This window comes from Candidatus Aegiribacteria sp. (assembly GCA_021108435.1).
GTDB lineage: Bacteria > Fermentibacterota > Fermentibacteria > Fermentibacterales > JCC-6 > Aegiribacteria.
Genome location: JAIOQY010000030.1, coordinates 38,978 through 58,948, shown reverse-complemented (window position 1 = coordinate 58,948; position 19,971 = coordinate 38,978). Strand labels below are relative to the sequence as shown.

The following is a 19,971-nucleotide window of genomic DNA, read 5'->3' as shown; positions in this document are numbered from 1 at the left end:
GACAGCACAGCCTTGTCTGGAACCTCAGAGACACGAACGGCAGCGTCATTCCTTCCGGTGTATACCATGTAAGGATTTCAACAGCTGACTGGACAGGTGTGACCAGCCTGGTTGTCACCAGATAGATTCTGCGGAAAGCAGAGAGAAAAGGGCGGGTTTTTCCCGCCCTTTTTCTTTTGCATGGATCGGAATGGAATCAGACATATCAATCTGCAGGAATTTCTCTCAAGCCCGGGATAACTTCTTACTGATCCAGCTGAATATCATCTGACCATCACATTGATCGGGAATGGTTTTCCGTGGGCAGGATATATTGTTTTCGCTCCCCTTTTAAGAAGCATCTTCCAGCTCTCCTTCACTTTCTGGATATCCTCCGCGAATATGGGTAGACCAGGTCTGACGGTCAGAGGGAACATATTCATAGCAAGGTCTCCGACGAACGCTTCCCCTGTCTCAAGCAGAACACTGACAGAACCCAGTGTATGACCCGGAGTATGGATAATGCTTCCGTTAATGCCGAACTGAGCAAGCGGAAATTCACTGCCAAGTGTTATATCCACATCGGTCAGAGGAATTTTTATACTGCCGCTGAATGATCCAATCATTTTCGTCATGAATCTGCCCCATCGGGTTACACCCGGAGCCCTTCTTTCCTTACCCTTTTCAAGGCATTCTCTGTCCAGTTCATGTATCGCTGTCCGGGCACCGGTCAAATCTTTAATGTCCCTGACAGATCCAATATGATCCCAATGTCCGTGAGTGATCACTATCAATTTTATCTCCCGGGGATCAATGGAGAGCTTACTGAGCGTTTTTCTGAAAGCTCCGGCTTTGTTCGGCATTCCACCGTCAATCAATATCAGGTTATCACCACGGATCAGATAACACCGTGTTATCCCCAGAACAATCGGTATTATGCGATTATTCATCTTCGTCAGCGCCTTTTTTTGTAATCATGAATTCACCGTACAATGCGACTTCACGGAATCCGAGTTTCTCGTAGCAGGAAACAGCAGCGATGTTATCCGATCTAACGTTCAGACCGATATGTTCAACATCCTTCAGAAGGGACTGGCAAACTCTGGCGGTGACGGTTTTACCAAAACCTCTTCCCCTGAAATCTGGAAGGGTCGCTATGTTGCCAAGGGTACCCACTCCATACTCAGGAGAAAAAACATGTATACCACCGGCACTGACAAGTATCTTATCTCTTCTTATACCGAAGTACTGTCCCGTTTTTAGCATTCTGGGGTCAAACCAGTGACCGGGGTAGCTCATTCTGTAGAATTCAAGAATTTCATCAAGATCACCGCTGTCCAGGCGGGTTGTTTCCCCGCAATCTGTACCTGATACAATTTCGTCATCAAGGAGCGCCATTCTGATATATTTTCCATGCGATGTAGTTGAATGAGTTAATTCGAATACGGATTCAAGACCGGGGCTGAAATGACCATAGAATGTTTCCGGAAGAACGTGAGCAACCGACTCCAGCAATTTTCTCATTGTATCGGTATCTTCAGAAAGAGCGATCAGTGTCGGGAGCTCCATCCCTGTATAAAGCAGGACAACCGCATCGATCTCGCCGCCGGATATATGCCCGAACCAGCAGGTGTAAGGCCAGAAGAAATCATCGAGATCCCCGATCCCGTAGATATTAAGGAAAATATCCTTTCTGAGAAATTTTTCTATTTCCTCTCTGTCGTGCAGATATACGAAGTTATCCTGCATATTGATTAATCCGGGTTGAAGTCACGGTAAATTCAGGGAGCCCTGCTGAAATGTGTTTCTTCACTGAACACTGCTCAGCTGAGCGAATCAGAGCTTTCTTATACTTTTGAGGAAAATCAGCAGGAAGCCTGATATCAATATTTACTCTGTCAATCTTACCGGTTTCAGGGTTGCGATCTGAAATCTGAATCAGCTTAATTCCCTCAGCTGGAAGATCGTGATGCTGACAGAATGACAGTACGTAGATTCCGGCGCATGTTCCCATGGATGCAAGAAAGAGATCAAACGGCTCAGGTGCTGAACCATCTCCTCCTCCGCGAACGGATTGATCAGTCATGATCGTAAATCCTTCGTATATGGCGTTTACCCTCTTGCCGCCTGAAAATACGATTTCCATTTCCATCCAAATATCCTCCATCTGACGATGACCAGATGCTGAACAGATTTCAACTGTTCGCTGTGTTGGATTCTACTCAATTATCTCTTTAACTCTTCCGATCCTGCCGTCTTCAAGACGAACTTTGATCCCGTGGGGATGTTTGGGAGACTTCGTTAGGATTTCCTTTACAATACCTTCTGTCAGTTTTCCTGATCTCTGGTCCTTCTTCAGAACGACCAGAACCTTCCTACCACATGAGATCATCATAATTAACAGGCCAGCTCGCTCCGGGAGATTCACTCCAGGGCATGCGGTCAACAATCTCTCTTGCCGTTTCAAGCTGTGAATCAGTGAGCATGTCATGGATTTCACCAACAGCATACGCGATGAGATCATGTATGTCGCTTTCGTACCAGCCTCTGTCCTCCCAGATGAAGTAGATGGAGACAGGCATATAAAAATCATCCACGAATTCCTCGAAGAACTCACGTCTGATTCCACCAATATCGTGATAATCTCTCAGATCCTCAATTTCATATTCAATATATGAGGTAAGCTCATTCAGATACATTATCTGTATTCTTGAGAGCTCCAGCCTGGTGAGCATATATGTGAAGCCCCTGATATCCTGGATTTCATCCTCCCATGCGAAGATCCTTCGCACCCAGCTGTATTGGTGACGATAACGTCTTGATACATACTCCTGATAATTACTCATCGCATCGTCAAACTCATCAGGCTCAAGAAGTGATGTCTCCTCCGCAAGTACTCTGAACTCCGAGAAGGACATACCCTCAGAATCGATGAAAGGTTCAAGCTGATCGGAAGAATCGAAACCCCTGTTTCCTCCGTGGGAGGAAAACATAATTAATGTGATAAGCGAAAACATGAAATACTGCATGAACAATGCTCCTTCCGGTTTGATAACCATTTAACATCTTCATATACCCGCGGAGAAATGCAGCGTTCCACGTATTCTCTTTCCGGGAGAAAGGAAAGCAAACCAGGGGTGAAATAGGTGCACTGTCCCCGGAATACACCGGAATATGATTTATGCAAGTGCCGCAAGTGAAGTACGACCCCAAATTATGGGATGATGTTTATGAGCTTGCCGGGAACGACTATTACCCTTCTTGGTTCGGAGCCGCCCAGAATCGCCATGATCTTCTCTTCGGAAAGCGCTTTATTTTCTATCTCTTCCTTTGAGGCATCGGCGGGGAGAATGATCCTGGCACGTATCCTTCCCTTCACCTGAACGACCATCTCGACGGTGTCGAGTATCAGATCATCTTCGTTCCATGCGGGCCATTTCTGAGTAATAACAGTCTCTCCCTTAAACTCCATTCTATGCCAGAGTTCTTCGCATATGAACGGTGTCATCGGAGACATGACTACAATGAGTTCACGGATGGCTTTCCGCCAGAGATCTGCTGCTGCTCCAGCCTTTTCTCTGTTGGCGGATAAGAAGTTCACGAATTCCATCAGGGCTGCGACACCTGTATTGAAATTGAAACTGTCAATATCCTCTGAAACCTTCCTCAGCGCTTTAGCAAGCTGGTAACGGAGTTCAGCGGCAAAATCATCATCAGCTGGCATTTCCTCCGGATGTACCGTTTCATGGACTACAGACCAGACCCGCTTCAGGAATCTGTAAGTACCCGCGATGCCGTCTTCGCTCCAATCGAGTTCTGCTTCGAAAGGTCCCATGAAAAGGATATAGAGTCTCAAAGCGTCAGCCCCGAATTTTTCAACCATTTCATCAGGTGTAATGATATTGCCCTTGGATTTGGACATCTTCTGTCCATCCGCTCCCAGTATCATTCCCTGATTCTTAAGGATCGAGAAAGGTTCTGTGAAATCAAGCATGCCTTCGTCATACATAACCTTGGTCCAGAATCTGGCGTAGATCAGGTGCATGACAGCGTGTTCCGCTCCACCTACATAAAGATCTACAGGCAGCCAGTACTTCACGGCTTCAGGATCAAAAGGTCTTTCTGTTTCAAAAGGAGAGGCAAACCTGAGGAAGTACCATGAGGAGCAGACGAATCCGGCCATTGTATCCGTGTCTCTTTTGGCAGGGCTTCCGCAAATGGGACAGATAGTGTTCAACCAATCCTCAATCCGGGCAAGAGGTGATCTGCCGGTGTCATCCGGTTCGAAGTTTTCCATTTCCGGAAGTTCTACAGGGAGATCCCTGTCCGGCACAGATCCGCAATTATCACAGTGGATAATCGGAATGGGGGCTCCCCAGTATCGCTGTCTCGATACAAGCCAGTCTCTTATCCTGTAGCGAACCTCAGTTTTCCCGAAACCTTTGGAGACCGCGTGTGCCGCCATGCTGATTCTTGCTTCGTCGGAATCAATTCCTGAAAACTCTCCGCTGTTAAGAAGCTGACCGTCAGCAACTGTAGCCTCATCCTCAACCCCCTGAGGTATGCCATCAGGTGCTATAACTTCAATTATCGGTATACCGAATTTTGTGGCAAACGCGTGATCCCTTTCATCGTGCGCGGGTACGGCCATGATTGCCGCGGTTCCGTATCCGGCAAGCACATAGTCTGAAACATAGAGCGGTATTTCCATTCCGTTGTACGGATTTATCGCGAAGCAGCCTGTAAAGACTCCGGTTTTCTCCTTTTCCGCGTCCGCTTTTCTCTCGACATCGTTTCTTGACAAACCTTTACTGACATAAGCCATAACCTCATCATGTTTTTCAGGAGTTGTCATCTTTTCCACATCAGGATGCTCAGGCGCAAGAACGCAGAAAGTAGCACCGAAAATGGTGTCCAGCCTGGTTGTGTATACCGGAAGTTCCGTGATTTCTTCCGATACCGGATTACGAACCGAAAAGATGACTGAAGCACCTTCTGATCTGCCGATCCAGTTTCTCTGCATGGCCTTGATGCCCTCAGGCCAGTCGAGATCATCAAGGTCTTCCAGAAGTCTGTCAGCGTACTCTGTGATCCTGAAGAACCATTGCTTCAGCTTCTTCCTGGTAACTTCTCCATCACAGCGCCAGCAGATACCACCGGCAGCTTCTTCGTTTGAGAGGACTATCCTGCAGTTCGGACACCACATCTGGTCGCTTTCCGCCTCATACGCGAGCCCCCTGTCGAAGAGCAAGTTGAAAAAGTACTGGGTCCACCTGTAGTAACCAGGATCACTGGAGTTGATCTCGCGATCCCAGTCGTAACTCGCTTCAATCAGGTCAAACTGCCTTCTGTAAGTGCCGGAGTTTATCCTGGTCACTTCAGCGGGATGAGTACCGGTTTTTATAGCGTACTCCTCAGCAGGTTGTCCGAAAGCGTCCCATCCCATCGGATGGAGGACATTGAATCCGTCCATGCGTTTCTTGCGGCAGATAACGTCTGTAGGAATGTAGTTTTTGCAGTGGCCTACAGACAGCCCCGCACCGGACGGATACGGGAAGTAGTCGAGGCAGTAAAATGGCTTTTTATCGGGATCAGTTCCGGTTCTGTAGAGATTCTTCTTCTCCCAGAAAGGTTTCCACTTCTCCTCAAGTTCTCTGAAATCGTAGGGATCCAAGGTCAGTCCTCCATTAATCTAGTACGTATGTCTTATACCAGGTTGCTTTTTTCGAAAGGCTAGTATGAAGATAAACACTTCTACAGTAAAGTATACCTTAGTTGAATATTATTTCCAGCAGGGCAGCAGAATCGTAAGTGATGAAAAACCATCATCAGGCTTGAGAGCTCCTCCTGAGAGTCTGAGTATCAGAGAAAGAAGAGATACCTCAGAAGCCGGATTCAATCCGCTGCTGAAATCAAATGGTGTGCTGATGTCAGAGAAATCATCCGATATTCCTGAAAGCACTCTTCCATCCGAACATCGCATGTTTATCCTTACAAATTGTTCCGTTCCTTTATTGAGATCAACCGGTTCCCTGATTTCTTTCCTGTTGACAAGTGATACATTGAAAACCGGATTACTGCTCGGGCAGACAACATAGCACAGCTGTGTTGTCACTTTCTTAAGGATATCAATATTACCGCAGATGTCATACAGTTCACCCGATATGGAAATGTTCGGAGGCAGCAGTCCGTTCTCCAGAAAGGCTGATTTGATTTTATCCAGGAACAATTCAGGATCTATCTGTTCAGGTACGTAATTCCAGACGGTCTGGAGCAGCCGAAGGTACACGTAATCCTTGGTCAACCCCTCAAAAGCATATTTGGCGGTATTTAGAACAGCGGCAACAGGATGGTCGGGATTCATAACTTCCTTTATCCGGATGAAACCCCTGCCAATGGATGTAGAAAGATCATCAAGCACATCAAGAAGCGCGCAAGCAGCATTTTCACTTTTGTCAAGATATTCGAGCTGAGAAATATATGATGGCTCATATACAGGCCACCAGATAATAATCGGTTCTGCATCAAGTCCATTAAGAGCTACAGCAGCAACCTGCAGCTCTTCTCCCCTCTCAGTTTTCAGAAGCATATTCAATCTGCCAATCCTGAGTATACCCAGCATCATTGAATCAAGATATACCCAGTCTGAGCCTGAGAATACATCATATATTGATCTGTTTGAGATAATACCATCTGTAACCTGAATCCAGGTCGAGAGCAGAATTCTACCACTGCTGTTCGTAATAAGGAATTTTCCAGCTGCCTTTTCCGCAAGGAAAGCAAAACGCCGTCCGACAGCTGTTTTTTCAAGTTCACCGCATGTCCTGGCAACATTCCTGGCAAAATCATTCAGAGCGGAGTACTCTTTGCCTCCATGAAACACACACTCTCCTATTGAGTCTGTATCGGTTTCAATTGCCAGTTTCCATTGACGAGGTGCTATTTCATCAGATTTGGGATCGTATGAAGTTCTTGTGATGGGATTAATTCCTCGAATGCTCAGAGTAATTCTGGATGCACCGGATATCTCAAGAAAAGCAGTTGCCGCAGCTTCAACAACCTTCGTTCTGTCTGAGGCGGAAAGCAGTGCAGATGTTCCTCTGCTAAGGGCCGTATACATGTCAGCGGCATTCTTTGCTGCCTGTATACTGTAGATTTCATCAGATTTGATTCCGGAGACAATCACAATAGGTTCAAGCTTTCCGCCTTCCACTGATTCAGCCCTTGAAAGGCGCCATGCACACCTCGTTTTGATTCCATTCTGATTTGCAACTTCCCACGATTCAGGATACTCGGACGATCCATTTCTGGTAATCCTTTGTATCGCGGTTATTCCTCCTATATCATCAAACAGAACACTCGCAGCTAATTCAGTTCGACTTGTAGCAAGATCAAAAGACACTCCAGTAAGTGCTTCCATCGAATCATTCCAGAGAATGACAGACCAGTCGACTCTAAAAACGGCAACCGGGATATCAAGGGCGGTGATAATGCTGCCGGCAAGTTTACTCTGTCTGATCAGCAGAAGATCCAGATGTTCAATTTCCGCTGTTTTATCAACAGAACTCAATAGAAGTGCAAGCATATGTGTGGATGTTTCCGCAAGTGAGAAAACCTCTGATCCAGCTGTATTATCAACATCAGCTGCAATAACGTAGCCGTAGTTCTTCTCATCCGATTCTATTGGGAATATGAGACAATTTCCAAACCAGGAATTAAGGACTCCGATCTCGTCTCCGTTGAGCTGATACTTGGAATGCGATTCAATCATAAATGAGGCAAGACGAAGGTCGGAAAAAGACTCAGGAGCATTCTCAGGCCATTTTGCGGTTTTTCCCGCAAGCTCAATATCACCCAGTGGATCTGAAATATAGACTGCAACAGCTTTTGCGGAAAAACAATCACGCAGTACTTCAGTTATCCTGTCCAGATTGTCAGATTGATCGGAGAAAAATATCGATGCAAGCGTGTTTATCTCCTTGATCTTGTTCTGGTAAGCATTGTACTTATTAAAAAGAATTGATTTCTCGGATACATCCTCAAAAATCCCGACAGCATAGAATACAGCTCCGGATTCCTCCACAATAGGTTTGATATTCTGTGAAATGACCCGTCTGGTTTCATCTGGAAGAACGAATCTGACTATCCTGGCCATTTCGTTCTCTTTATTACCAGAACCACTGAAGAGAGTTCTGGTCTGATCCTCGACAATGGCAAAACTCTCCCTCGGAAGGATTTCATTCAAATGAATACCCAGAAGATTTTCAACAAGACCGAACATCCGGCCAAATGCACGGTTAGCTACAAGTATCCGATAATCCTTGTCAAACAGAACCAATCCAGTACTCACTGAATGAAAGTAAGCCTGATTCATCTTTCTGCTTGTTCTCAAACGGTTTTCTGCCTGAAAACTCTCGGTTGTCTCAAAACAGGTTCCTATAACCCCTGGTCCTCCAGGGGAGAAAGTGCAGTCAACTCTCCTCTGACCGTCAAGATGACATTCAACTCTGATCTGCTTTCCATCAAGAACCATCTTAATAACGTTATCCCATGAGTAGAGAATCGGAGAGGTCAGCACATCCTGAAGCTGCTTTCCCATAACATGCTGTTTTGGAATTCTGAAAATGCTTGTCATAGCTTTGTTCCAGAGAACAACAATCCCGGTTCTGTCAGTAACTACAACGCCGGCTCCAAGTTCATCAAGCATGATATTGCCGCCATCCTGAAGATCCGGTGTATCGAACAGAAGTATTTCAGCATGGTCATTTTCAGTACATACAGTTCCCGTGAATGATGAAGTTGATATCTGAACAGGCACTTCAGGTAACCCGCTGGAAAGAATACCTGATAATTCCGCAGGTAACAGATTTAGAGGATCCGGGGCATTTATCAGTCTCCTTGCAGAAACTCCCAGTATTCCGGCACTATCTCCGGACACAAGTACAATTCCTGAATCCGGTATCCAGGCAATTCTTACCCACCCGCCGGAAGGCAGGGAGGATTTGGATACTTTATTCATTCTTCCTGCAACCACGCTTTAAAGTATATAAGTCATGCCGAAACAGAATTGTGTCCAGGAATCATCAACGTAATCAGAATACTCATTCGGGAAGGATGTACTTTTTCGGGATCTTCCACTGTGAAACAGAGCGCATTCAAAAATAATCTTGTTATAAGTATAATTCCCGCCAATAGAAAATGCGGTTCCCACGCGGTTCATATTCTCGCCCTCGTAGAAACCAACTCCGGCTAACAGGTTAACGTCGTTCCGGACAGGAGTTTCCAGAGACAGCTTGCCATTGAAATAATTATCTTCAAAAATACTGATTACTTCGCCCTCAAAACCCATTCTGATGTTGTTTATATGTTCAGCTCTCGCTCTTCCCGCGATGGAAATGCGAGACAGGTAATGATCCGAACCGGATGTGAAAGATGCACCAATTCCAAATTCATCATCACCAAGAAGAATCCCGGCATGGCAACAGAGATCACTGGTTTCCCAGCTCCAATTGGAAACTGAGTCTATTCCGGGGATATACTGTCGATCATATGTGTAACAGTATTCGACTTCACCGAATCTCATTCCGGTTGACAGGCCTACGGTAAAGTTGTCTTTCAGACTCCATGACAAACCACCAAGAGCTTCCCAGAGACCACCTGAAGAGTTAAGAATTTCAATTATGTCAATACCAGGATGAGAAGGATCATCGGGCAAATAGTGTGTGCCTGTATACTGATGATCAGATACTTTTGCAAGACCACCTGAAAGGACAATATCCGATCCTGCACGAAACGCGATTGCTCCGGATAGCGAACCAAGACCCTTATCAGACCGCTGTATTACACTGGTACTGTCAATAATTTCCTCTGTCCAGGCAACTGAAGATATCGAAACCGATCCTTCTAATCGGTTGATATTATGAAGAGACGCCGGATTTATGAACAGAGCTGCTGGTCCTTCTGAACCAAAGACCCTGATGCCAACCAGGGCTGCTGATTTAATGCTGATAACATCTATGCTGTTGCCCGTATTCAGAGCATCATGATATCCATACCCCGCACTGCTCCCTGTGAGGCAAAGTACTATGAACAGCTGCAACAGAATCAAGCTGATTATCGAACTGGCACCTGTACAAACAGATAAAGGGGATAAATTCAGTTTCATTGAACCATCCTTTCACGTATAAGGGATATTTATTGAATTGAAATCAAATGGAAGATACTACCGCATAGACAGAGAATCAATGTTGCACCGGGCGCGGGTATATATATATTTTCCAGATTAACTGAAAGGATTTATATGGAACAGACCCTTGTTATTCTGAAACCGAACGCCGTGCAGAGAGAACTCGTTGGCGATCTGATCTCGCGATTTGAACGAAGAGGCTTGAAGATCACTGCGATGAAACTCTGCAGGATCTCACCGGAAACTGCTGCTTACCATTACAGGGAACACCTGGAAGAACCGTTCTATGAAGGTCTGATTTCATTTATTACAAGTGGTCCCTCGGTGATAATCGCACTTGAATCTCTTGCTGCTGTAACCATTGTCAGATCAATGGTTGGAGCAACAAATCCCGCTGATGCAGCTCCTGGAACAATAAGAGGAGATTATGCAACCTCACCTGGTCATAACATGATCCACGCATCCGATTCAATAGAATCTGCCCGTAGAGAAATAGAGCTGTTTTTCTCTCCTGATGAGATATTGGATTACAGACTGTCTGTCAGACCCTGGTTGTAAATTTAAAGATTCCAGTTCAGTCCCGCAGACAGTATTGACGAGGAGAGCTTGATAACTTCGGGTTCAGCATAGCCGAATGCGATTGCATCTATGTTATCAGATGACCAGGAGAAAGCTGCGTTCAGAGTAAGCTTGCCAAATGCTATTCCAGCTCCCAGAGCAATACCAATCCCCTGCCGTTCAATTTCATCTCCTCTGTTACTGAATGTGAACGCTCCCCTGAACGTGAGAGAACCTTCTGGATGAAACTGACCAAGAATTCTAGTTTTCAGTTCATTTATATCACCAGGATCAATAATCTCAATCTCCGCGCCAAAAGCTCCCTGCTTCATCTCACCCGTATACATGATTGCCCCTGCAGCTATTCTTCCATAGTAATGCTCACTCGGAGAAGCCCAGGAAACACCCAGTCTGGTTAAACCGAGCGGAAATATTAGTCCTGCATGCCAGCAAAAGGAGCTTTCATCCCAGTCCCAGCATATGAGAGTATCGTTTTCCGGATGTTTTCTGTCCATATATGTAGAGTCATAACTAACCTGACCAAAACGAAACCCGCCGGAAATTCCTATGTTCATCCAGGTTACAGGTCTCCACGAGAATCCGGCGGCTGATTCATACAGACCACCTTTAACTGTGAGTTCCATGGTCTTCAGGATGTCACCGTAATACGGGCCGGGAAAGTCTTCACGTACATGGTACATACCATCAAAGGAAGAATCGGTTATTCTGGCAATTCCCGCGCCAAATGCAAGTCTGGAATATGGTTGGAACTTCATCGCAGCGCTGAGATTTCCAAGAGTAATCCAGTTATTCCTGCTTATTCCGGCACTGTTTTCAACTGTTTCCATCTGTACAGCAGGACCAATAGACATCGTGAACGAAGTTCCGGGAATCCTGTAGATTTCAGCCGGATTTGTCAGAACCGAAAGAGCGTCACCAAAACCAATTGCTCTTGCTCCCCCAAGACCAAGAGATACAGCGTTAAATCCGGAAACCGGACTGCCATTCCCATGAGCATCGACATATCCGAATGCGAAAACCATTCCGGGGAACAGCAACAGGAATACCAGCGGCAAATTGAAAATTCTTTTTATTGCAATCCCCTGATTTCCGCAAGAGAGGCTGAATGGAGATGAGCTGCCGGCAGTAAAAAACCGCCGGCAGCATATTTAATCATACGGAGAAGTTCTCAGTAACGTAGTTGTACCCTCGCAGAACAGCTTCCTTATTCATCTTCAAAACTTCGTCGGGCTTTCCAGCGAACAGCGAGGGTATAAGTGAAATGATCTCCTCAGGATCAAATAACCCCGTAATCGCTGCAAATGCTCCGACACTGACCATGCTCTGCACCCTTGTATCTCCCAGTTCATCAGCCATTCCGGTAATGGGTACCTTATAGATATCAACATCATTGCGGGCAGGTTCGATATCAATAAGTGTGCTGTTGTACATGAGTGCTCCACCAGGAACCATGATCTTCTCGAATTTCTCCAGGCTTGGCTGATTCATGGCGATAATCATATTGGGTTCCGTGACCTCGGATGCACCAATGGTGTCTTCCTGTATCTTTACAGAACAGTTCGCGGTTCCGCCACGCATTTCCGGACCGTAAGACGGAAGCCAGCTGACATTATAGCCATATTCCATCCCGACATTCGCAAGAACGATTCCTGTGGACATAATTCCCTGTCCACCAAAACCGCTTACGCGAAGGGATATCTTCTCAAGATTCGCTTCAGTGTTCTTCTTAATAGTGCTGGCTTTGAAGTCGCCGTAGCCGAATATCTTCTTCACTTCCTCGGGATCCATTACCGGCACCGGACGTTCGATTGTTTCCGCTTCCTCGGATATATCTCTTAAAACTCCGAGTGGAAATCTGGGGACCATACGCTCCTTGATCCACTGCTGACTCTGCAATGAGTCCTTCTTCCAGCCGCTCGGACACATACTGAGAACTTCAACAAGGGAGAATCCCTTCTTGTCCTTCGCGTTCATTATCGCCTTGCGAACAGCAGTTCTGGTTTTTCTGATATTCACCATATCCTGAAGAGATGTTCGTGCAATATAAACAGGAGCGGTAAATGTGTTTATCAACTCACATACCTGAATGGGATACCCGTCGGTCTTTACATTGCGACCGTATGGGGTTGTGGTTGTTTTCTGTCCTTCCAGAGTTGTAGGAGCCATCTGTCCGCCTGTCATACCGTAGATGGCATTGTTGACAAAGAAGACAGCCATGTTCTCACCTCTGTTAGCAGCCTGATTGATATTATTGCCTCCGATGGCCGCAAGATCACCATCACCCTGGTAACTGATAACTACTGAATCGGGATTGGCTCGTGAAACCGCTGAAGCAACTGCGGGAGCTCTTCCGTGAGCAACCTGCAGGTTGCCTGTGTGAAAGTAGTAATAGGCGAATACACTACAGCCGACCGGACTGATGACTATTGTTTTTTCGACCAGATCAAAATCCTCAAGAGCTTCTGCTATAAGCTTGTGCAGTATACCGTGACCGCATCCGGGGCAATAATGCGTTCTGTCCTTTTCCGCTCCGGGTTTGTGCTTGTATACATCAATGAATCCCTTTGGTTTTCTGTGTACTGTCTTTTTTTCCATTGTCACACCCCGTAAAGCTCGGAGATCTTCGCGAGGATCTCCATTGCAGAAGGAACATTTCCACCGAGCCTGCTGTACAGGTCGGAAATCATCTTTCCTTTCAGTGCCAGATTCACGTCATCAACAAGCTGGCCAGTTGACATCTCGACTGTAAGAATGCCCTTGATTCCCTTGTCCGGAAGCTGAGCGATCTCATCTACCGGGAATGGGAAAAGTGTTATGGGTCTGAAAAGTCCGAGCTTGATGCCATTCTCTCTTGCTGTGTCAACAGCTGATCGAAGTACACGGCTTGAGCTGCCGTAACCGATTGTCACGATTTCGGCGTCATCCATCATATATTCCTCTACCAGAACTTCATTCTTCTGGACGGTTTCGTACTTCTTCTCGAGTTCTCTGTTCCATCTTTCAAGATCATCATGATCAAGATATATGGAATTAATCAGATGTCTGGATTCAGCAGTTCCTTTTACAGCCCAATCACTCTTATCGGGAAACTCGGAAACAGGCTCCGGAAGATCAACAGCTTCCATCATCTGACCGATAACTCCATCAGTAAGTACAAATACGGGATTTCTATATTTATCCGCAAGCTCAAAAGCCAGCATCGTCAGGTCACACATTTCCTGGGCGGAATTGGGAGCCAGAACGATATTACGGTAATTGCCGTGTCCACCGCCTTTTACAACCTGATTATAGTCACTTTGCTCCGGACCGATATTCCCAAGACCAGGTCCACCGCGCATTATATCAACGATTACGCATGGAAGCGCTGAACCGGCGCAGTAGGAAATCCCCTCCTGCTTCAGACTGATACCGGGACCGGAACTGCCGGTCATGACCCTTTGTCCGCAGCCTGAGGCTCCGTAAACCATATTTATTGCAGCTACTTCACTTTCAGCCTGGAGGAAAGTCCTGCCAAACTTCGGGAACAGAGCGGACGCAGACTCCGCGATCTCGCTGGCCGGTGTTATTGGATAACCGTAATAGGCTTCACACCCTGAAAGAATAGCACCATAAACCGCAGCGTAGTTTCCTTTCATCAACATGCGAGGCATTCAGATCACCTCCTCTGGTACATAATCCTTCAAGTAAACGGTAACCGCGCTTGGTTCAGGGCACGTATAGAAACAGTTGCCGCACCCTACGCAACCTTCACCGATATACTCCGAGAAATGAAAACCCTTGGAGTTCAATTTCTCCGAAATGACAAGTACATTTGTCGGGCAAGCTGCAATGCAGAGCTTACATCCCTTACATATGTCCGAGTCAATTAACGGGAATGGGTATTTCCTGCTTTCACTCAATTGTTAACCTCCTGGTCCTTGTTGAAATGCTATAGTGTCTGTTGGACATAGCGTGTAAAGATTGTTCAATAATAACTTCAAGTCAACATAAATTAAGGAAAGCTTTAGAATCTGTTTATGGATAGGTGAATATCTCCGATCCATCAGTCGAAATGATGAAATCCCCATGGATATCGGTTCTCAGAATTTCAGCACCGTAATTCTCAAGTCTGTTAATCACCTCGTCGGTAGGGTGTCCGTATGGATTACCGCTTCCAACTTCGATAGCTGCATGCACTGGATTAACTTCCGAAAGCCAGGTCCATGATGTTGAAGTACTCGAACCGTGATGCCCGACTTTCAGAATCTGTGCTGAAATATTATCTATTATTCCCTGATCAACAGCATCGAGAATAACATTCTCCCCTCCGGACGTTTCGAGATCTCCGGTGAAAAGAAAGGATACGCTGCCGTAAGTTACTCTGAGCGTGACAGAAGCATTGTTCATGTTCCCTGAGTTCAGCGGATCTACAGGATGAAGACATTCAACTGTTATTTCCTCTCCCCATTGAAGGATATCTCCCCTTCTGGGAATTACATAGTCAGCTCCATTATCGATAATGGCATCAAGGTAATCTTCATAAATCCATGAAGCGGAGTATGGCCAGCCTGAATCCCATACAGTTCCAACCGGTATTGCTTCGAGTACAGCGACAAGGCCACCGATATGATCGGAGTGCGGATGTGTTCCCACCATTCCGTCAAGGCTGTTAACACCGAGGCTGTCAAGCAGAGGAAGTACCTTCTGTTCTCCACAGCTCCAGGTTCCGGTCATACCCTGTCCACCGTCGATCAGATAGTTAAAATTGTCCGGAGTTCGAAGAAGAATAGCGTCGCCTGAATAGGAACCATGACTTGGATCAATGAAAAACACGGTCAGGAGAGGTGTGATATAGGGAGTTGTAATACTGAACTCGTTGCTCCAGGAACTCAGTTGACCTTCGTTCCATGTCTCCACCGCGTAATAGTAAGTTTCAGATCCGATGACATCGTTGTCCTCGAAAATCACATCTCCGATTTCCTCTATAACACCCACAACCTCAGCTGAAGATGGATCATTTTCAATTCCGGGGATGGATGATCTGTAAAGAACGTAGGAATAGAAGTCCGAATCGGGGCAGACTGTCCATTCAAGTGTTACCTGTGCCCATGACATATCACCGGTGTAGGTTGCGCTCAGGGTTGAGGGTGTAGGAGTATCGCTGGAGGGAATGCTCAACGATTCCTCGTTGCTCCAGGAGTCCAGATCATGGGTATTTACTGTTCGGAGAACGTAGTAAAGAGTTGAACCCTCCTGCACACTGTCATCGATCCAGGATGTTTCAGATACAGAAGTGAATACAACACTGGTATCGGCACTTCCGGGATCAGATGCTATTTCCGGAGAATCCGATCTATATATTTCGTACCATGCAAAATCATCATCAGGACACTGAGTCCAGACAGCGTGTGCCGAATATCCATTCTTGCCGGCACTGTAATCAATCGAAAAATGCCTATCCGGTTCACGCACTCTCTCAGTCGATTCCTGTACTGTCAGTAAATTACCTTCCTGTATTTCCACTATGAGTATTGATGGTGTCGGTTTGTTTATCTGAACGGGTCCGGCAGCGTCCCCGCATGAAATAAGAACGATGATTACTCCGACTGCAGAAATAAGAACAGAAAGAATTCGTTTCATAAAACACCTTTCAAATGCAGGTAAAATATATCGAAATGAAAGACAGATCGCTATGAAAGCAGAATACAGATTTGTTACAGGATCTTGTTCCAGCCGGCTGGAACTTCTCTGTAACCTGACAATTCAAGAGGAAGTGTATCAGCATCCCACATGGTAAACCGGACTGCTCTGCATCCACTCGCTTTCAAACATTCCTCAAGTGATTCCAGGAATTGATGTATCTGACAATCCTCTGTTATATCGACGGCGGAGATATCTGTTACAACCCCGATGTACATTGAAAGACCGGCAAGCCGATCCCCGGCAATTTCAAGGTAATACTCTCCTTCACCAACCTTTTGAAGCTGCGGTGATGTAAGAATTCGAAACCTTTTTTGTCTTTTTCTAAGTATATATACTGTAACAATATATAGCATAATGAAAGAAAGTGCAGCTGGAAATACATGTACACTGCCCTTCAGAAACATGATAATCGTCAATAGGATGCTGTGAGTCAGAAATAGAAAGCCCATCCCTACAGACATATCCCTTGAAAATTCTTTACCTGCTGAAAACCCGGCGAACCTTTTTATCTGAGATGCAAGCCATGGTTTACCTCTGGCGGTTGAAATAAGAAGTACACCTGCAAATATAATCTCCAGGAGAATATATCCCGATCCATTGTAACCTTTTGCAGCCAGCACCTCTCCGAACAGACCCGCGCCTGCAAGCACAGCTCCCTCCAGGATAAGGGAGGGGTGCTTTGTCCCGCGGAAAATCAGCAGAAAAAGGAATTCCCCCAGACCGAGAGATATAACGAGAATGGCAGCTGCGTATCCTGAAAGAAAAATATCCGCAGCCAGATATCCAACCAGTACAACAAGGGTCGGGATCACCTGTTACTCCGTTTCAGAACTATCCTCTTCTGATGAAACGGGTTCAAGTATAAAATCATTTTCATCCGTATCGAGAAGGACTTCCTGACCGGGGTGAATGCTTCCTTCGATAATGGCTGTTGCCAGCTCGTTCTGTACATGCTTCTGCAACAAGCGTTTAAGAGGTCTGGCCCCGAATGCCGGATCGTATCCTATCCTGGCTAGAAGATCTACTGCGGATTCGGATGAAAGAAGAGCGATATTCTGTTCTTTGAGAATCCTGTTCAATCTCAAAAGCTGGATTTCCACGATCTTTCTGATCTCATCCCGCCCAAGCGGGCGGAATACTATTATATCGTCTATTCTGTTAAGGAATTCAGGTCTGAATCTGGTGCCAAGTTCCCGTTTTGCTCTTTCTGTCAATTCCTTCTGCGATAGTTTTCCAGCTGTTTCAGCTATCCAGTCACTGCCCAGATTACTTGTCATGATTATAACGCAGTTGCGGAAATCTACAGTTCTACCCTGCCCGTCAGTGAGCCTGCCTTCATCCAGAATCTGCAGGAAAATGTTGAAGACATCCTGATGCGCTTTCTCGATCTCATCAAAAAGAACGACGGAATACGGATTTCTTCTGACTGCCTCTGTCAGGTATCCTCCCTCATCATATCCCACATATCCGGGAGGCGCTCCTATCATGCGGGAGACAGAGTGCTTCTCCATGAACTCACTCATATCGATCCTGATCAGTGAGTTCTCATCGTCAAACAGGAAATCTGCCAGCGATCGAGCAAGTTCGGTCTTACCCACTCCGGTCGGCCCCATGAAAATAAAACTTCCCAGAGGTCTATTCGGATCCTGTACATTCGCTCTCGCTCTCCTGACTGCCTCGGCTACGGCAGAGACGGCTTCATCCTGCCCGACAACTCTTCGATGAAGCTCGTCTTCAAGTGTGAGAAGGCGCTGCTTTTCACTTTCCATCAGCCGGGTAACAGGAATACCTGTCCATCTGGACACAACCTCTGCGATGTTATCAGCTGTGATCTCTTCGGAAAGCATGGATCCGCATTCCTGAATATCTTCCAGCTTCTGCCTGAGATCCATTGTTTTCTCTTCAATCTCATGGAGCTTGCCGTATCTTATTTCGGCCACCTTTTCAAGATCACCCTCCCGCTCTGCGATCTTTGATTCTCCTCGAAGATCCTCTGCTTCCCTTGCGAGATCCCTAATTCTGTCAATGAGATCTTTCTCATTTTTCCAGCGTAATTCAAGGGCGGTTCTCTCCTCCCCCAGTTCAGCAAGCTCCTTTTCAATAACCTCAAGTTCTGCAAGACAACTTGAATCATCCTCTCTTCGCAAACCTTCCCGCTCTATCTCCAGCTGAATGATTTTCCGCCTGATTTCATCAATCTCCTCGGGCATACTGTCGATTTCAATTCGGAGTCTGCTCGAAGCCTCGTCAACAAGATCAATCGCTTTATCCGGGAGGAATCTATCAGTTATGTAACGATCAGAAAGAGTAGCCGCAGCTATAAGGGCAGCATCCTGAATGATAATTCCATGATGGCTCTCATATCTTTCCCTCAATCCTCTGAGAATACTGATTGTGTCCTCAACAGAAGGTGGTTTGACCATGACCGGCTGAAATCTTCTTTCAAGTGCAGCATCCTTTTCAATATGCTTTCTGTACTCATCCAGAGTTGTCGCGCCTATGCAATGCAATTCCCCTCTTGCAAGTACCGGTTTAAGCATATTGGCCGCATCAACCGCCCCCTCTGCTGCCCCGGCTCCGACCAGAGTATGCATTTCATCAATAAATAGAATTACCCTGCCTTCTGATGCAGCTATCTCTTTCAGTACTGATTTCAGCCTTTCCTCGAATTCCCCGCGAAATTTCGCCCCGGCTATCAACGCGCCCATATCCAGTGACAGTACTCGTTTATCCGTTAATGTCTCCGGTACATCACCTTCAGCGATGCGGGAAGCAAGCCCTTCAACTATCGCGGTTTTTCCGACACCTGGTTCACCAATGAGAACCGGATTGTTCTTTCGTCTCCTGCCAAGAACCTGCATTACTCTTCGGATCTCATCATCTCTTCCGATTACAGGATCCAGTTTCTCCTGTCGGGCCATTCCAGTAAGGTCTCTTGTGTATTTCTCAAGTGATTTATAGTTGTCTTCGGAGGTTTCGGTATCAATTCTGGAAGACCCTCTTACCGCAGCAAGGGCTGAAAGAAAATCTTTTTCAGAGATACCAAAGGATTCAAACACATCAGTTATCCTGCCCCCTTCTTTTAACAGACCGAGGAACAGATGCTCTCTGGCTATATAGTCGTCCTTCATTTTCAACGCTGTTTTCTCGGCAGCGCCCAGCACCTTGATCATCGATCTTGACATGCGAGGCTCAGATCCGCCCTGAGTCTTCGGCAGTGATCCGAGAATCCCGGCGATTTCATTTATTATCCTGTTCCGGTCAATCTCCAGACTATCGAGTACACCGGTAATAACATTCTTTGAATCATCAAGAAGCACGAATGCCAGATGAACCGGGGCAATCTCGGGATTTCCGGCTTCAATGGCAAGGTTACCTGCTTCCTGGATCGCTTCCTTTGATTTAATCGTTAATTTTTCAAAATCCATCAGCTACCTCCTTTGTATAACATACAAAAAAGGGGCCGGGCCTAACATTTAAACATTTCCATAGAGTAATTATTATTACATTCGAATTTGGAACACGATTAGAAGTACAAGTATGAG

General features: G+C 46.1%; 16 protein-coding genes. 1 reads left to right on the top strand and 15 read right to left on the bottom strand.

Features of this window, described 5'->3' with window-relative positions; all coding sequences use genetic code 11:
* Window positions 1-263 precede the first annotated feature (263 nt).
* The 8 genes from K8R76_01895 to K8R76_01860 all read right to left on the bottom strand — a co-directional run bounded on the left by K8R76_01895 (window position 264) and on the right by K8R76_01860 (window position 10,144).
* Window positions 264-929 (bottom strand): MBL fold metallo-hydrolase, encoded by a 666-nt coding sequence (locus K8R76_01895; GenBank protein ID MCD4846925.1) that lies wholly within the window; start codon window positions 927-929, stop codon window positions 264-266.
* Window positions 922-1,728, bottom strand: coding sequence for a GNAT family N-acetyltransferase (locus K8R76_01890; GenBank protein MCD4846924.1), 807 nt, complete (start codon window positions 1,726-1,728; stop codon window positions 922-924). The genes K8R76_01895 and K8R76_01890 overlap by 8 nt, the downstream gene beginning before the upstream one ends.
* The gene (locus K8R76_01885) at window positions 1,718-2,131 is read right to left on the bottom strand and encodes an OsmC family protein (protein ID MCD4846923.1); all 414 of its coding nucleotides are present in this window, start codon (window positions 2,129-2,131) and stop codon (window positions 1,718-1,720) included. Before K8R76_01885 ends, K8R76_01890 begins: the two co-directional genes overlap by 11 nt.
* Window positions 2,132-2,197: 66 nt before the next feature.
* On the bottom strand, window positions 2,198-2,374 hold the full coding sequence (locus tag K8R76_01880) for a YwbE family protein (GenBank protein MCD4846922.1): 177 nt from the start codon (window positions 2,372-2,374) through the stop codon (window positions 2,198-2,200).
* Window positions 2,355-3,038, bottom strand: a complete 684-nt coding sequence (locus tag K8R76_01875; protein ID MCD4846921.1) for a hypothetical protein — start codon at window positions 3,036-3,038, stop codon at window positions 2,355-2,357. Before K8R76_01875 ends, K8R76_01880 begins: the two co-directional genes overlap by 20 nt.
* Window positions 3,039-3,193: 155 nt before the next feature.
* Complete coding sequence (gene leuS, locus K8R76_01870) at window positions 3,194-5,653, bottom strand: leucine--tRNA ligase (GenBank protein ID MCD4846920.1); 2,460 nt, start codon at window positions 5,651-5,653, stop codon at window positions 3,194-3,196.
* 108 nt (window positions 5,654-5,761) lie between these two features.
* Window positions 5,762-8,998 (bottom strand): PAS domain-containing protein, encoded by a 3,237-nt coding sequence (locus K8R76_01865; protein ID MCD4846919.1) that lies wholly within the window; start codon window positions 8,996-8,998, stop codon window positions 5,762-5,764.
* An 18-nt stretch (window positions 8,999-9,016) separates the two neighbouring features.
* The gene (locus K8R76_01860; GenBank protein MCD4846918.1) at window positions 9,017-10,144 is read right to left on the bottom strand and encodes a hypothetical protein; all 1,128 of its coding nucleotides are present in this window, start codon (window positions 10,142-10,144) and stop codon (window positions 9,017-9,019) included.
* Between the two features lie 135 nt (window positions 10,145-10,279).
* On the opposite strand from K8R76_01860, the gene ndk reads away from it, so the two are divergent.
* Window positions 10,280-10,723 (top strand): nucleoside-diphosphate kinase, encoded by a 444-nt coding sequence (gene ndk, locus K8R76_01855; GenBank protein MCD4846917.1) that lies wholly within the window; start codon window positions 10,280-10,282, stop codon window positions 10,721-10,723.
* A 2-nt stretch (window positions 10,724-10,725) separates the two neighbouring features.
* Here ndk and K8R76_01850 read toward each other — a convergent pair whose 3' ends face one another.
* From K8R76_01850 to clpB, 7 genes are all read right to left on the bottom strand, one after another.
* Entirely contained in the window at window positions 10,726-11,799 is a 1,074-nt protein-coding gene (locus K8R76_01850) for a hypothetical protein (protein ID MCD4846916.1), read from the bottom strand.
* A 97-nt stretch (window positions 11,800-11,896) separates the two neighbouring features.
* Window positions 11,897-13,339, bottom strand: a complete 1,443-nt coding sequence (locus K8R76_01845) for a 2-oxoacid:acceptor oxidoreductase family protein (GenBank protein ID MCD4846915.1) — start codon at window positions 13,337-13,339, stop codon at window positions 11,897-11,899.
* 2 nt (window positions 13,340-13,341) lie between these two features.
* A complete protein-coding gene (locus K8R76_01840; GenBank protein MCD4846914.1) occupies window positions 13,342-14,394 on the bottom strand; it encodes a 3-methyl-2-oxobutanoate dehydrogenase subunit VorB in 1,053 nt (350 codons plus the stop codon).
* Window positions 14,395-14,643, bottom strand: a complete 249-nt coding sequence (locus tag K8R76_01835) for a 4Fe-4S dicluster domain-containing protein (GenBank protein ID MCD4846913.1) — start codon at window positions 14,641-14,643, stop codon at window positions 14,395-14,397.
* 115 nt (window positions 14,644-14,758) lie between these two features.
* Window positions 14,759-16,363 (bottom strand): MBL fold metallo-hydrolase, encoded by a 1,605-nt coding sequence (locus tag K8R76_01830; GenBank protein MCD4846912.1) that lies wholly within the window; start codon window positions 16,361-16,363, stop codon window positions 14,759-14,761.
* Between the two features lie 74 nt (window positions 16,364-16,437).
* A complete protein-coding gene (locus tag K8R76_01825) occupies window positions 16,438-17,238 on the bottom strand; it encodes a hypothetical protein (protein ID MCD4846911.1) in 801 nt (266 codons plus the stop codon).
* A gap of 3 nt (window positions 17,239-17,241) precedes the next feature.
* Window positions 17,242-19,854, bottom strand: coding sequence for an ATP-dependent chaperone ClpB (gene clpB, locus K8R76_01820; GenBank protein ID MCD4846910.1), 2,613 nt, complete (start codon window positions 19,852-19,854; stop codon window positions 17,242-17,244).
* Window positions 19,855-19,971 lie beyond the last annotated feature (117 nt).

Bases quoted from the DNA above. Each gene is read 5' to 3' on its own strand.
- K8R76_01895 (MCD4846925.1), bottom strand. From the start codon at position 929: ATGAATAATCGCATAATACCGATTGTTCTGGGGATAACACGGTGTTAT.
- K8R76_01890 (MCD4846924.1), bottom strand. From the start codon at position 1,728: ATGCAGGATAACTTCGTATATCTGCACGACAGAGAGGAAATAGAAAAA.
- K8R76_01885 (MCD4846923.1), bottom strand. From the start codon at position 2,131: ATGGAAATGGAAATCGTATTTTCAGGCGGCAAGAGGGTAAACGCCATA.
- K8R76_01880 (MCD4846922.1), bottom strand. From the start codon at position 2,374: ATGATGATCTCATGTGGTAGGAAGGTTCTGGTCGTTCTGAAGAAGGAC.
- K8R76_01875 (MCD4846921.1), bottom strand. From the start codon at position 3,038: ATGGTTATCAAACCGGAAGGAGCATTGTTCATGCAGTATTTCATGTTT.
- K8R76_01865 (MCD4846919.1), bottom strand. From the start codon at position 8,998: ATGAATAAAGTATCCAAATCCTCCCTGCCTTCCGGCGGGTGGGTAAGA.
- K8R76_01860 (MCD4846918.1), bottom strand. From the start codon at position 10,144: ATGAAACTGAATTTATCCCCTTTATCTGTTTGTACAGGTGCCAGTTCG.
- ndk (MCD4846917.1), top strand. From the start codon at position 10,280: ATGGAACAGACCCTTGTTATTCTGAAACCGAACGCCGTGCAGAGAGAA.
- K8R76_01845 (MCD4846915.1), bottom strand. From the start codon at position 13,339: ATGGAAAAAAAGACAGTACACAGAAAACCAAAGGGATTCATTGATGTA.
- K8R76_01840 (MCD4846914.1), bottom strand. From the start codon at position 14,394: ATGCCTCGCATGTTGATGAAAGGAAACTACGCTGCGGTTTATGGTGCT.
- K8R76_01830 (MCD4846912.1), bottom strand. From the start codon at position 16,363: ATGAAACGAATTCTTTCTGTTCTTATTTCTGCAGTCGGAGTAATCATC.
- clpB (MCD4846910.1), bottom strand. From the start codon at position 19,854: ATGGATTTTGAAAAATTAACGATTAAATCAAAGGAAGCGATCCAGGAA.